Source organism: Psychrobacillus sp. FSL K6-1415 (genome assembly GCF_038003185.1).
GTDB lineage: Bacteria > Bacillota > Bacilli > Bacillales_A > Planococcaceae > Psychrobacillus > Psychrobacillus psychrodurans.
In genome coordinates this window covers 2,030,753-2,045,078 of the sequence record NZ_JBBOOQ010000001.1, presented here as the reverse complement: position 1 = coordinate 2,045,078, position 14,326 = coordinate 2,030,753, and the positions used below count along the sequence as shown (strand labels likewise).

Annotated in this window: 13 protein-coding genes and 1 tRNA gene; 6 read left to right on the top strand and 8 right to left on the bottom strand. The window is 35.2% G+C overall.

Translation table 11 applies throughout. From position 1 onward, the window contains the following. Nucleotides 1-524: 524 nt before the first annotated feature. From MKY60_RS09565 to MKY60_RS09555, 3 genes are all read right to left on the bottom strand, one after another. On the bottom strand, nt 525-1,034 hold the full coding sequence (locus MKY60_RS09565) for a GNAT family N-acetyltransferase (RefSeq protein ID WP_340929624.1): 510 nt from the start codon (nt 1,032-1,034) through the stop codon (nt 525-527). 779 nt (nt 1,035-1,813) lie between these two features. After that, the gene (locus MKY60_RS09560; protein ID WP_093494847.1) at nt 1,814-2,191 is read right to left on the bottom strand and encodes an rRNA methyltransferase; all 378 of its coding nucleotides are present in this window, start codon (nt 2,189-2,191) and stop codon (nt 1,814-1,816) included. 37 nt (nt 2,192-2,228) lie between these two features. Further along, complete coding sequence (locus MKY60_RS09555) at nt 2,229-2,771, bottom strand: recombinase family protein (RefSeq protein ID WP_340929622.1); 543 nt, start codon at nt 2,769-2,771, stop codon at nt 2,229-2,231. A gap of 123 nt (nt 2,772-2,894) precedes the next feature. On the opposite strand from MKY60_RS09555, the gene MKY60_RS09550 reads away from it, so the two are divergent. From MKY60_RS09550 to MKY60_RS09540, 3 genes are all read left to right on the top strand, one after another. Further along, nucleotides 2,895-4,322 carry a SulP family inorganic anion transporter gene (locus MKY60_RS09550; protein ID WP_340929621.1) on the top strand — a complete coding sequence of 476 codons (1,428 nt, stop codon included), beginning with the start codon at nt 2,895-2,897 and terminating at the stop codon, nt 4,320-4,322. A gap of 12 nt (nt 4,323-4,334) precedes the next feature. Continuing rightward, nucleotides 4,335-4,754 (top strand): universal stress protein, encoded by a 420-nt coding sequence (locus MKY60_RS09545; protein WP_340929620.1) that lies wholly within the window; start codon nt 4,335-4,337, stop codon nt 4,752-4,754. A gap of 84 nt (nt 4,755-4,838) precedes the next feature. Next, a tRNA-Asn gene (locus MKY60_RS09540) sits at nt 4,839-4,910 on the top strand. 92 nt (nt 4,911-5,002) lie between these two features. On the opposite strand, the gene MKY60_RS09535 is transcribed toward MKY60_RS09540, so the two are convergent. Beyond that, nucleotides 5,003-5,863 (bottom strand): manganese catalase family protein, encoded by an 861-nt coding sequence (locus tag MKY60_RS09535; protein WP_241599921.1) that lies wholly within the window; start codon nt 5,861-5,863, stop codon nt 5,003-5,005. Nucleotides 5,864-6,017: 154 nt separating this feature from the next. Between MKY60_RS09535 and MKY60_RS09530 the strand changes: the two genes are divergently transcribed. From MKY60_RS09530 to MKY60_RS09520, 3 genes are all read left to right on the top strand, one after another. After that, complete coding sequence (locus MKY60_RS09530) at nt 6,018-7,688, top strand: ribonuclease J (RefSeq protein WP_340879595.1); 1,671 nt, start codon at nt 6,018-6,020, stop codon at nt 7,686-7,688. A gap of 19 nt (nt 7,689-7,707) precedes the next feature. After that, nucleotides 7,708-7,959, top strand: coding sequence for a (4Fe-4S)-binding protein (locus MKY60_RS09525; RefSeq protein WP_241599882.1), 252 nt, complete (start codon nt 7,708-7,710; stop codon nt 7,957-7,959). 523 nt (nt 7,960-8,482) lie between these two features. Then, nucleotides 8,483-9,301 (top strand): GNAT family N-acetyltransferase, encoded by an 819-nt coding sequence (locus MKY60_RS09520; protein ID WP_241599880.1) that lies wholly within the window; start codon nt 8,483-8,485, stop codon nt 9,299-9,301. A 44-nt stretch (nt 9,302-9,345) separates the two neighbouring features. On the opposite strand, the gene MKY60_RS09515 is transcribed toward MKY60_RS09520, so the two are convergent. From MKY60_RS09515 to MKY60_RS09500, 4 genes are all read right to left on the bottom strand, one after another. Continuing rightward, on the bottom strand, nt 9,346-9,888 hold the full coding sequence (locus MKY60_RS09515) for a GNAT family N-acetyltransferase (RefSeq protein WP_093494839.1): 543 nt from the start codon (nt 9,886-9,888) through the stop codon (nt 9,346-9,348). 96 nt (nt 9,889-9,984) lie between these two features. Beyond that, the gene (locus MKY60_RS09510; protein WP_093494875.1) at nt 9,985-11,007 is read right to left on the bottom strand and encodes a LacI family DNA-binding transcriptional regulator; all 1,023 of its coding nucleotides are present in this window, start codon (nt 11,005-11,007) and stop codon (nt 9,985-9,987) included. 42 nt (nt 11,008-11,049) lie between these two features. Continuing rightward, a complete protein-coding gene (locus tag MKY60_RS09505) occupies nt 11,050-12,714 on the bottom strand; it encodes a glycoside hydrolase family 13 protein (protein WP_093494838.1) in 1,665 nt (554 codons plus the stop codon). 85 nt (nt 12,715-12,799) lie between these two features. Further along, nucleotides 12,800-14,320 (bottom strand): alpha-amylase family glycosyl hydrolase, encoded by a 1,521-nt coding sequence (locus tag MKY60_RS09500; protein WP_340929618.1) that lies wholly within the window; start codon nt 14,318-14,320, stop codon nt 12,800-12,802. Nucleotides 14,321-14,326 lie beyond the last annotated feature (6 nt).

Here is a 14,326-nt window from a genome sequence, read left to right as displayed (position 1 = left end):
AAAACATCCAAATCTAAAAATTGAATAACAAAAAAACTCAGAAATTGTTTTTTAAAAAAAGGCTGAGCCTTCTGAATGTTTATATTAAGTTAACAGGTAAATCGAGAATTAACTCCATTCTTGTTAGAATAAAGGCATGCTGTTGCAATAACCAGAGTAGGAAACCTCCCATGAGTGCTACTCGTGTAGAGTGCGACAGTGTGTGAAGCACCGTGGTCGTTGGAGTCAGACTAAAGGATGGGCTCTATGGAACCATAGTTCATCGATCTCATTCGCCAGCCATACTAATCTATACCTGTTCTACAACAATTTTCATCCTCTGGGTGCAGCGTTTTTTTGTTGCATGGATGGCTACCGGGTGCTTTCGTAAAATTCATAGGGTCGCTTCGGCAAACTATTTATTCCTCTTAAACTAAAGCAGCAGTTTAGTTGAATAAAAGAAGGGGATTTTTTATGTAGCATTTGACACAAAAAGCGACACAAAAGAGAAGATAGTGGAAGCATACAAAAAGAAAAGCACTAGATTAGTCCTTTTCAAATGGAATGTCTAAATGCATAATATGTTGTTCGCCACTCGGTCCTAAGAAGATTTCATTGTGATCTATAAATCCAGTCTTTTTATAAAGATTGATAGCAGCCGTATTTCGTTTATTTACTCCTAATACTACTTCATTAACATTTTGAAAATTCTTCTTAACAAAACGGGGTAATAAAAGAAGTCCCTGCTTTGCAAAACCTTTTCCCTGAAAGTCATTATTAATAGAGAAAGCTGTTAATAATCTAGCATTCAAGTTGTTAGTATATTTCAGGACTTTTTCTCCATTTTCCAAGGCGAAATAGCCAACTGGAATATCTTTATTCAGTATTAAAATATGAATAATCTCATGTGATGCGGTTGGAGCCTTAATTTTTTCTAAAGGATAACAGGTGAATTGTAGCTTATCTGGTGGTAAGTGAAAATTTGAAATAAATGGCTCATATTTTTCTGTATATTTAACCAGCTGTACCAGATTGTTTTTAGTATTAGATTCCATGCAAATGCTCCTTATCTTATATGTATATGTAAATTATAGAATAAATCAAGAAAAGAAACAAATGTTCTGTACGCAAACTGTTTAATAGATTAAAATAATTCTTACTTTAGTTGTAATGGCAGCATCAGCATACGGCGTAATTACAAAAAATTTTCGTATGGTCCAATATCATCTTTTTTACTTGGAATTTTCATCGCAATTATAGAACCTGGTAAGTGCCTTAGCATTTATTGTAATATGGGATATAGAAATGGTTACTACAATTACAGCTGGAATTGGGTTGTTTTTTATTGGGATATCATTCATTTTTAGGGTGTATTAGTAAGTGGAGATAGTATGAGGGCTTAACTAGCGACTGAATCAGTCGGAGGTTGAATAAGAATTTTTGTTCACAATGAAGAAACAAGTCGTATTAGAACGAATGAAAAGTAGGTTTTAATGATGATAAAGGAAATGGATATTCGATGCCATTTTTATGGTGAAAATTCTCCCCAATATGGTGTGGGGAGCGGTTGAGTCAATACGTTTGTTAGTGTCACATTTCAATTAGCAAAAAGAATATTTCCAGCAAATGAAAGTATGAAAAGCAAAACTCTAGAATGATCAATTAAAGCTAAGAAAATTGATAAATACAAGTGTATGGAAGTTCTTATACACATATTTAAAAATTCTCTCTGATATCTCACTATTACTAGTATACTTATATTATGAAACGTAACTTAGTATAATATATATTATGACCACATCCCTATTTAATATATTAATTAATACACTCTTCTTTACTCCTTTTCTATTCTATATCTCCAGTTTGCATGTTTTACCTCATCTAAATTTATATAGTTCTCACTAGCTTCAATAACGTCATTTAAATTGAGCTTATTACTCTTTGCAAATGAGCGTAATGCCTCCAGTATTTCTTTATCACAAGTTGTACGTAATTCTACGCGATCTTTTGGTCTATTTTTCTTATCAAAGATTAATGAGCTTTCATTTAAAATATTCGTAAATCCATTTTCTAATATGTATCCTATATGCGAATTATTTTCTGCAGCCATTTTTTTTAGTTTTTTTATAAAACTTGAACTTATACGTGTTTTATATTCTGTTCTTGTTTGATCAACTGTTTGCACTAATTTTCCATTTATAATTTTCCACATACTACATTCCATCCATTCCTCAAATACATATTTTATTTCATTTTGAATATTGATCTAAATACCGATATAGCGTTGATTTACTAATGCCCGTTTCATCTTTAATTTGTTGAAGGGTAAATGCTTTACTTTCATACATATCAAATGCTTTCTGTAAATTATCGTCTGATTTTTTGGGTCTACCAATACTTTTACCTTGTTTTTGAGCTTCTCTAGCACTAAAAACTGACTGATGTCGCTTAATCTTAGTTTGTAAATCCGTTACTAAAGCTAGTAAATCTACTAACTTCATCGTTAGAATATCTGTACTTTTTATATTTTCTTCAACGAATGTAACTGTTACTTGATCTCTTTCAAATACGCGTAGTAGGTCTTGGAAATGAGATAAAGAATCCGCTAATACTACTATACTTTGAACATATAGCTCATCCCCACTAGTTAATCTCATAAGTAGTTCTTCCAATTCGTTCCTTTTTTTCATATTTGGATGATTTTCACTCCATACTTCTAAATAGGACATATCTTGAAGTTGTTTTAATCCCTTTTCATCATTTATTAAAGGTCTCTTATATCCGTATTTCATTTTATTCCTCCGAATTCCCAAAATCATTCCTTTTTAGGAAAAGTCATGTTATGATATGAAAAGCTTGTCCTAAAAGTAAGGCTTTTGGGACTTATTATTGACTATATCTGAAGGAGAAAGTTTATGCAAACATTACAACAACAATGGTTTGGAAATATTAGGGGCGATATTTTATCAGGAATTGTAGTCGCTTTAGCACTCATTCCAGAAGCCATTGCATTCTCTATTATTGCGGGTGTTGACCCTATGGTTGGACTCTATGCTTCATTTTGTATTGCTGTTATTATTGCCTTTGTTGGTGGTAGACCCGCTATGATTTCTGCAGCTACTGGAGCAATGGCGCTTGTTATGGTCAATTTGGTAGCCGATCATGGCTTGAACTATTTACTAGCTGCAACTATATTAACTGGTGTTATACAAATACTCTTGGGCGTATTTAAAATTGCAAAGCTTATGCGCTTTATACCTAATTCGGTTATGATTGGCTTTGTAAATGCGTTGGCTATTTTAATTTTTATGGCACAGGTCCCGCATATTTTAGGAGAAGGAATTATTACGTATATTTTTGTCGCTGTTACTTTATTAATCGTGTATACAGTCCCCCGCTTTTTTAAAGCTATACCGGCTCCACTAATCGCCATTATCATTTTAACTGCAATTACTTTTAATTTTGGAGTTGAATTAAAAACAATTGGGGATTTAGGGATCATTACACAAAGTTTACCAAGTTTCTTCATACCAAATGTACCTTTTAATTTGGAAACGTTTCAAATAATATTACCTTACTCTCTAGCTCTTGCAGTCGTAGGTCTTTTAGAATCTTTACTAACCTCCCAAATTGTTGATGATATGACTGATACTAAATCGGATAAAAACCGTGAAGCACGAGGACAAGGTATTGCCAATTTTATCACTGGTTTTTTCGGTGGTATGGCTGGCTGTGCGATGATTGGACAATCCATGATTAATGTTAAATCTGGTGGACGTGGACGCCTATCTACTTTAGTAGCTGGTGTATTCTTAATATTTTTGATTATTGTACTTGGTGACTTGGTAATAGATATTCCAATGCCTGTTTTAGTTGGAATCATGGTCATGGTTTCCATTGGAACATTTGATTGGGGTTCGTTTAAGTATGCCATAACAGCACCACGTGCAGATGCTATTGTGATGATTGTGACCGTTGCAATTGTTGTATACACAGATAATTTAGCAATTGGTGTCGTTGTTGGAGTTATCTTAAGTGCGCTTTTCTTTGTTGCTTCCATCTCAAAGGTTAAAATATCCGAACAGGATGGGACATATATTATTGAGGGTCCTCTCTTCTTCGCTTCAACTCAGCATTTTGTTCAAACAATCGAACAAGCAACTGCTGATCATATTACAATAGATTTATCAAGTAGCCATTTATGGGATGAATCCTCTGTTGGAGCAATCGTAAAAGTAGTAACTAAATTAGAAGAACAAGGGAAAAAAACTACTGTAAAAGGTTTAAATCCTGCAAGTGAAATACTTTATCAAAAATTAATAGGTATATCTACATCACATTAAGGAGGAAGTTCCATGTATCAACATATTCTTCTAGCAGCTGATGGATCAGAAAACTCAGTTCGAGCTGCAACTGAAGCGATTAAATTAGCAAAGAGCTCAAAAGATTCTATTTTAGAATTAGTAATGGTTGTGGATATTGAGAAATCTAAACAAGATGTTCTTCATTCCAGGTCCTCTGAATCCTTATTAATTGAACGTCGACGTAGAATTGCGAATGTTGAACAATTACTTATCGACGAGCATTTAAATTATAAGATAACAATATTAAGAGGTGCACCAGGACCAGAAATTATTCGCTATGCAAATGAACAGAAAGTAGACATACTTGTAATTGGAAGCCGAGGCCTGAATGGATTACAAGAAATGGTCCTAGGAAGTGTTAGTCACAAAGTGATGAAACGTGTGCAATGTCCTGCATTAATAGTTAAATAATTTTTCTCTTTGATGATTTTTGTAAATATCATGTATACTTTAATGATGAATAGCTCATAATAAATTTTGTAAGATAACTTCTATTCCAGAGTAGCTCAGTGGTAGAGCAATCGGCTGTTAACCGGTTGGTCGTAGGTTCGAGTCCTACCTCCGGAGTAAAAAAATGAAAAGAATGGTTAATCGTAAAAACATTACGATTGGCCATTCTTTTTTTAACGGTATTTTTTTAAACCTTCAGTATTTTTCTTTTAACACAAGTTTGGAGGAATTGTATCTGTATTGGCATTTATAACTGCTGGAGGTGTGTTGAAAATATTTGGTGGAGCTGGATTTAGTTTTGGCACGTCACCAAAAGGCACAGGAAATTCTACATAATTAAATACCCCTTCCCCGTCTGGAGCCATCCCATGAGCCCAAGGACCTGCTGCACTCGCATTCCCTTGAGAATAATTGAATAACGTATAAGCAACTTCTCTTTTTTCGAGACTTTTTGGGAATGTACTAGGTACAACAACATTTTCTTTTGATTCTAACTCTCTAATAGCAGCGATCCACTGGTTCTGATGCATTGTATCACGGGCGATTAACCAAGAAAGCATATCTTTAACACCACGATCGTTCGTCATTTCGTATAAACGACAAACCTGGAGCCTTCCCTGCGATTCTGCATTTAAGTTAGCTCGAAAATCAGCAAGTAAGTTTCCACTTGCAATAATATAATCTGCTGTCCATCTATTTCCTACACTATCTGCTGGCATAGCACCAAGTCCAGACACTATAGCATGTTGGGGATTCATGCCCCCGAGTATGGCTCCGATAATCGGATTCTTGGCAGCTGTTTCTAAATCACCAACAGGTGCGCCATCTAACAATCTAGCAATCATAGTTGCAAGCATTTCAATATGTGCTAATTCTTCTGTACCCGTATCCATTAACAGATCTCTATATTTACCATCACCTCTTACACTCCACCCTTGAAACAAATACTGCATAGCAACAGAAATTTCTCCAAACTGACCACCTAATACCTCCTGTAGTTGCGTAGCAAATATTGGATCTGGTCTCTCCGGTTTTGCGTGATACTGTAACTCTTTAACGTGATAAAACAATATATCTTCCCCCATTATGTTTTTCATCATTCCATCTATTTTATGAATAATTTATATACATGTTACTAATATAAGTAAGTAAATTAAAAAACTCCTTATAAATCTAGAATATGAGGCAATACTTAGTATAGCTATTTTGAATGGGAGGATAACGATGAATACTGAAAACAAAAAAGTATCGATTTTCGCATTAGGTGGAATAAATGAAATTGGAAAAAACATGTATGTTATTCAATCAGATGACGATATCGTTGTAATTGACTGTGGTTCTAAATTTCCTGATGAAACTTTACTAGGAATAGATCTAATCATTCAGGACATTTCCTACTTATTAGAGAACGAGGATAAAGTGAGGGCTTTAATCGTTACACATGGGCATGAGGATCATATTGGAGGTATCCCTTATTTCCTTAAACAACTTAATATCCCGATATATGCAACAAACCTAACATTAGGTTTAATTGAGATTAAATTGAAAGAACATGGTTTATTAAGAAATACACAACTTTTCTTAATAGACTCGGAATCCAAGTTAAGACTTGGAACAATAAAAACGTCCTTCTTCCGTGTAAGCCATAGTATCCCAGATTGTTTAGGAGTGGCTTTTCATACCTCTCAAGGAACAATTGTTCATACAGGAGATTTCAAATTTGACATGACACCTGTAGATGAACAAAATCCCGATATTCATAAAATGGCTGAACTCGGTCAAAATGGTGTATTATTACTCCTTTCAGAGAGTACTAATGCAGAAAGACCAGGCTCTACTCCTTCTGAGCGTAAAATTGCAGACCATGTAGAAGAAGCGTTTAGAAAAGCACCAAGAAAGATTTTCATCTCCACGTTTGCTTCCAATGTCCACCGGGTACAAACGATAGTAAATGCGGCTATCAAGACTAATCGGAAACTGGCTCTATTAGGTAGAAGCATGGTAAATGTAGTGTCTGTAGCTATGGAACGAGGATATTTAAGTATCCCCGAAGGAATGCTGGTTGATCAAAATGAAATCAATACAATGAATCCAGAAAATATTGTGATATTATGCACAGGAAGTCAAGGAGAACCTATGGCGGCTTTATCCCGATTAGCAAGTTCAAGCTTCCGTCAAGTTGAGGTCCTTCCTGAGGACACCGTCATTTTTGCTGCTGGACCAATCCCTGGTAATGAAAAGAGTATTACCAGAATTATAGACAACTTATATACGTTAGGTGCCCACGTTATCTATGGCTCAGGTAATGTCACAGGTATGCATGTTTCTGGACACGCTTGTCAAGAAGAGCTGAAACTTATGCTCACATTGATGAAACCAAAATACTTCATCCCAATCCACGGGGAATATCGTATGCTTCATCATCACCAGCTTTTAGCAGAATCAGTAGGCGTAGAACGTGATAATATTTTTATCATTCAAAACGGAGATGTAGTTGACATTGTTAATGAAGAGGCTATCCAAACTAGAAGTATTGAAGCGGGAAATGTCTTTGTTGATGGTTTTGGTATTGGGGATGTTGGCGAAATCATTTTACGTGACCGAAAATTACTTTCTGAGGATGGGATGTTAGTTATTGTTACTACATTAAGTAAGGCAAATGGCAAAATAATTTCTGGTCCCGATACGATTTCACGTGGATTTGTATATGGGCCTGAGTCAGAGGCACTTATTAATGAAGTAAATCAAAATGTTCGGTCTACCGTTTCAAAAACCAGAGATACAAACAGAAATCAACGTGTTTTGAAACAAAACATTAAAAAGTCACTTGAAAAACTTTTATACAGTCGTACAAAGAGAAAACCTATGATACTTCCTATAATTATTGAAGTGTAAGTAAATTGGAGGTAAACCAGTGGCTGATTCAGAAGAAAACTTTATTGAACAAGGTTATAAAAAATATTATGGGGATGAAATAGACATATACTTTCATCCTACTAAATGCACCCATGCTGCAAACTGCATTAAATACCTCCCTTCCGTTTTCAATGTTAATCATAAACCATGGATTTATCCAAATGGTGCTCTAAGAGAAGATGGCAAGCGTGTTGTTCATAATTGTCCCAGTGATGCCTTAAAATTTATAGATAAAAGAAACGTTCATTAGAGGAGTCTCTAGTGAACTTTTTTTATCTATATTATATTTGGGAAGATGATACGAACACTGGTTTCATGCTATTTAATAATTGAGTATTCACGTGATTTCGTGTCATCTTTTTTGGTGGCAACCTCTGCATGAATAGCTCCATACGTATCGGAAATTGACCACATTTCTATGTGACACTCTTCTATAAAGTTTTAAGCATTTTATCTCCAAGTTTTTTATTTTCAGAAAAAACATATTACTTTAGTGAGATTTGTTATAAAATGGATGAAGTGAGTCTATTTAAGTGGATTGTGTTAAATAGAGCTGAAAGCCCCGTAGAAATATGTCCACAGACTAAGTTACGCTAAATTGTCTGATAGCGCTTTCGTGGACCAACTTCCTGTTAGGCATGAAATTGAAGTAGCGCCAGCGGAAATTGCCCCACTATTTATGCATTACTACACTAGCTTCAAAACATGAAAATGGGCTGAAACAACAATTAATTCGGATATCACTACTAAAATCTACTTATAAAGGAGTTTCTATGTTAAATACTAAACAATTGAACGATATTGAAGCACTACAAAAAGAATGTGAAACACATGACAATATTCAGCTTAAGCTAAATTGGGATATGCTAAAAACTCGTTTCGACGATAATAATGATTTCCTGTTATATGAAAAGGATGAACTGATTGCGTTTCTGGGCCTATATCCCTTTGGAACGACCGTAGAGATTTGTGGCATGGTAAAACCACAGGAACGTAGAAAACACCATTTCTCTAAGCTATTTGAACAAGCTATATCTTTTGCTAGAATGCAAGGCTTTACAAAAATTTTGTTAAATGCTCCAGCTGGTTCTGAAGAAGCAAGAGCGTTTTTGAACGTCAATAAAGCCGTTTATAACTTTTCTGAGCATCAGATGAAATGGGAACAAACAGAATTAGAAGAAGTTCATGGATTTGATCTACGCTTAGCAGAACAAAGAGATCTACCTTTACGGATTCGTTTAAATGTTGAATCCTTTGGACTTAATGAACAAAGTTCCTTAGAAATAGAGAATAGAGTCGATCTCGAAAAAGACAATAGCGTGTATATCATTGACGTTCAAGAGAAATCGGTAGGTAAAATAAGAGTAAAGGTAGAGGATAACGAAGCCTGGATATATGGATTCAGTATTCTTCCCCACTTTCGTGGGAAAGGGATTGGACGTAAAGTACTCCAATATATAGTCAAAAAATATTCAACAAAAGGCAATACTCTCCATTTAGAAGTCGAAACAGAAAATGCACATGCTCTAAATTTATACAAATCAATGGGCTTTCAAATTGTCCATGCCCAGGATTACTATACGTATAAATAATAATGACCCTGATGTAACATTAGCTTTGTTACATCAGGGTTTTTTTACTTTTTCCAATCACTTGCTAGCATTCCATAAACCACATGATCGACATAATGGTCATATAACCACTCTGCCTGCCTTACACACCCCTCTTCTTTGAAACCTAATCTTTCAGGGATAGCTCTGCTTTTTTTGTTTTCCACTGCTGCCCGGATTTCCACACGATTCAATTGTAAATCCTGTAATGCATAATCTACAAATGCTTCAACTGATTTAGTCATTAACCCTAGTCCAACATAATCGTTCCCTAACCAATAACCAATACTGGTCGATTTGTTATTCCAATCAATTTTATGAAAGCCTATAACACCAGCGAGGCTTCCATCATACCAAATTCCAGCTTGAAAACCATTATTATCACAAAACTGTTTCATAGTCGATTGTATGAAATTTTTCGTGTCGTCAGAAGTTCTAGTAAAATCAATAAAAGGAAGCCACTCTCTTAATGTATCCTTAGACTGAATTGTTAATGCGAACAAATGTTCAGTGTCCCGTAAATTTAGCATTTTTAAATTCGTTTTGTCATCTAATTTGAATAAAAACATGTAATTTCTCCTAATTCCACAATTTTAGTTTACATAATATTAATATTTTAAACTATACTTGTTTTTGTACTTCTAATAATAGCTTATATTATTTTATCACGGAGCAACACCGCATGACTGTCTTATAACAAGTCTATGAGGTATTATAATTCGTTTAACAGGTTCATTTTCATTTTTTAATAGTTGTATTAAGCTACTTACGGCTTGGTAACCAAGTTCTTTAATATTAATATCAATCGAGGTAAGTGGTGGTCTGGACATTTCTGCGAACAATGCATTATTGAAACTAACGATAGATACCTTGTTGGGAATATCAATTTCCATTTCAGTGAGTGAATTCACAACACCAACTGCCATCAAATCATCCGTTACAAGCAAAGCTGTTGGTGGAATAGTTCTTCTCAGAAGTTCTTTGACCGCCTCTTGACCACCTTCTCGTAAAAAGTCTTCATGGATAATATAGTCTTCATTAAGTTCTATATTAGATGCTTTTAAGGCTTCTTTGTAGCCCTGAAGACGATCTATTGTAACGGTTAAACTTGGGCTCCCTCCAATAAATCCAATCTTATTGTGACCAAGTCCGATTATATAATCAGTTGCTTCTTTAGCGGCCATATAATTGTCATTATCTACATGGGTAATTTTATCAACAAGATCAAATGGTTTTCCTATTACAACGAAAGGAAAGTTTCTTTTCGATAAATATGAAATAATCTTATCGTCCACCATGGAGTACAGTAGGATAATACCATCCACTCTGCCTCCTTGAACCATCTGTACTACACCCTCGTAGGAATCGAATTCTGTTTTCCCACTAGTCATTTGTAGTGCATAGTGATTTTCATGTACACCCTCGCTTAACCCTTGTATAACCTCAGAAAAGAATGGATTTTGAAAAAACACGCCAGAAGAGTGAGGTAACACTAAACCTATCACTTTTGTTGATTGGCTCGCTAGACTCCGGGCGATAAAGTTAGGATGATATCCTAAATCATCCATTGCATCCCGTACTCGTTTCTTCGTGGTTTCACTTATACGGGGACTATTTGCAATCACCCGTGAAACTGTTGAAGGAGCAACATTAGCTTGCTTCGCCACATCTTTAATTGTAATTGCCATTAGAAAATCCTCACTCTCTTTCTTTTCTATATCCATTATAAATCACTTAAACAAATATACTCTTACTTCGTACGGTTTTAGAGATATAGCTTCTGATAGCTGCTCCGGTGCATCTATATAATTATATAATATTAGTTCTGTATTGCGTTGTGGAAGATGTTTTAATGTAAGTTCCGAACTATTTTCCCTGAAATTGCACAAAACAATTGTAAACTGATCTTCCATAGCTCGTGTATATATATATACATCCGGATGGTCTTCTTGTAATACATCATATTCTCCATAAACAAACACTGGATTTTCTTTTCTAACCTGAATCATTTTTTTATAGAAATGATAAATAGAATCATTATCCTCTAGCTGATTAGCAACATTAATCGTCACATAATTTGGATTAACTTTCATCCAAGGTTCCCCTTCGGAAAATCCACTATTTAACGAACTATCCCATTGCATAGGAGTTCTTGAATTATCTCGCCCATTCCTCCAAATTACCTCCATCACTTCTTGATGTGTGCGACCTTTCGAAATTTCTAACTCATAAAAATTCTTCATGCCAATATCATCATAATCATCAATGGATGGGAACTGAACATTTGTCATTCCGATTTCCTGCCCTTGATAGATGAATGGTGTTCCTTGCATTAGGAAGTAGCATGCTGCTAGCATTTTAGCACTTTCATTCCAATATTCTTTATCATTTCCCCAACTTGAAACACTACGTGTCTGATCGTGATTCTCAAGAAATAGCGCGTTCCAACCTTTTTCATGTAAACCTTTTTGCCATTTAGTAAGTGTTTGCTTTAATGCAATTACATCTACAGAATTATTAAGAGCCTTGTTCCAAAGACCAAGATGTTCAAATTGAAAAATCATATCAAATTTTCCGTTCTCTTCTCCAACCCACTCATCAGCTTCATCAATACCAACACCATTTGCTTCTCCAACTGTCATAATATCGTATTTAGCAAAAGTCTCTTCCTTTAACTCTTTTAAATACTCTTGTATACCAGGTTGGTTCGTATGCATGTCAAATGAGGAAACATATTTTTCTTTATTGGGATTTGGCATATTCGGCAATTCATCACGTTTTTTAATATGACTAATCGCATCTACTCGGTAACCATCGATTCCTTTATCTAGCCACCAATTCACCATTTTAAAAAGTTCTTTGCGAACGTCCGTATTTTCCCAATTTAAGTCAGGCTGCTTCGTCGCAAATAAATGTAGATAATATTGATCCGTCAGCTTATCATGCTCCCATGCGCTCCCAGAAAAAATACTTTCCCAGTTATTCGGTTCAAGCTCTCCAATGCCATCTCTCCATATATACCAATCCCTTTTAGGATTATCCTTAGAAGAACGTGATTCAATAAACCAAGGATGCTCATCGCTCGTATGATTAATAACTAAGTCAAGAATTAGTTTCATACCTCTTTTGTGAATTTCTGCTAAAAGCTCATCAAAATCATCAATAGTACCATACTGCTCTGAAATGCCCTGATAATCACTTATATCATATCCATTATCTGCATTGGGTGACTTATAAAACGGGCTGACCCAAATAACATCGACACCCAAATCCTTTAAATAATCTAGTTTTGTAATAATACCTCGTAAATCACCGATTCCGTCACCATTGCTATCCTTGAAGCTTCTTGGATACACTTGATAACTGACAGCTTCTTTCCACCATTTTTCTTTCATGATTGAAGTACCCCTCTCGTGCTGCTCTTTCTTCTATCTGTCTCGATTACCATTTTAAATTGAGCCTATTAATAGATCACTATTTCTACTTGTTTCGAACTAAACGGTTGAAAAGAACCAATAATAATAGAATAATAATCCCTATTAAAAAGCCTAAAGATAACCGATTATCTTTGTCACGATCAACTAATTCATATATTTCAGACTGTCCACTGTCTAAATGAATTGCATATCCATTCTTACCAGACTTAACTACCCCACCACCTATTAATCCTTGTAAATCCATTCCCAACTCTATCTCATCTTCTAGTACTACGCTTTGAGATTCTGAGGTATTATTAATTGCTACAATAAGCGTCTCATCAGCGTGGCTTCTCTTATAAATAGCTAAACCTGTATCGTCTACTAAAAGCTCCATATCTCCTCTTGTTAATGGTAGCTTCTGCTGTCTGACTGCTGCGAGTTTCTTTATATACTCAGTAAAGTTATCATCTGCATTGAAATCCATCATTCGACGATTATCTGGATCGTTGCCTCCATCCAGTGCGGTTTCTGTTCCATAGTAGATAATTGGAATACCAGGAGCAGTATACATATATGTTAAACCAAGCTTTAATTGCGTTATTGGATCCTGATTGTTTAGTACTGCTAAATTAGTGAACCGCTGCATATCATGATTGTCGATAAATTGCCCAAGCAATTCTGGACGCTTAAACAATTTATTATTTCGTTCATTATTTGAAAACAACCAACCCAGTGATTCATTTGATTTTTCAAATGCAGTTCTAAGACTTCCATTTTGGGAGAAATCCATGAAGCCATCGATACCGGTGTCCTGATAGCTAACGATGACATTTGGGTTATCATGCCAAACCTCTCCTATTAGAAAGAAGGATTCTTTCACTGATTTTACTCCTGCTGAGAAGTCGGTCCAAAATTCCTTTGGTACATGTTTGACAGTATCTAGTCTATAGCCATCGATATTTGTTTCTTGAATCCACCATTTTGCAGCATCTACTAAATACTTACTAACCTCTGGATTATCTTGATCTAAGTCGGGTAGGTCATATAGCCAGCCTGTTTCAACTTCTATTGGATCATTCCAATTAGAAATGGACTTATTTTCGTGAAACCAGTCTCTTTTAACAGGATCATTTAGCCATTCATGGTTGGGACCAACATGGTTAACGACAAAATCCAAAATAACTTTTATATCCCGTTTATGAGCTTCTTTTACTAACGTTTTGAATTCTTCCATCGAACCAAAATATTCATTGGTCTGATAAAAATCCTTTATCCAGTAGCCGTGATATCCTTTGTCCATATTCTCAAAAATTGGTGTTAACCAAATAGCTGTAAAACCCATTTCTTTAATATAATCAAGCTTTTCAATGATTCCTTTAAAGTCTCCGCCATGATATGCAAGTGGGTCGTTAAGGTTAGCATCGAGATCATTACTCGTATCACCATTATTAAATCGATCCACCATAATCATGTAAATGATCTCATCTTGCATTTTTCGTTCCTCACTAGCGAGAGCAGTCTGAGTACTTAAGGAGGAAATAACAAGCATTACTAGAATGAATACCGTAGCCCTTTTTCTCATGGTCAC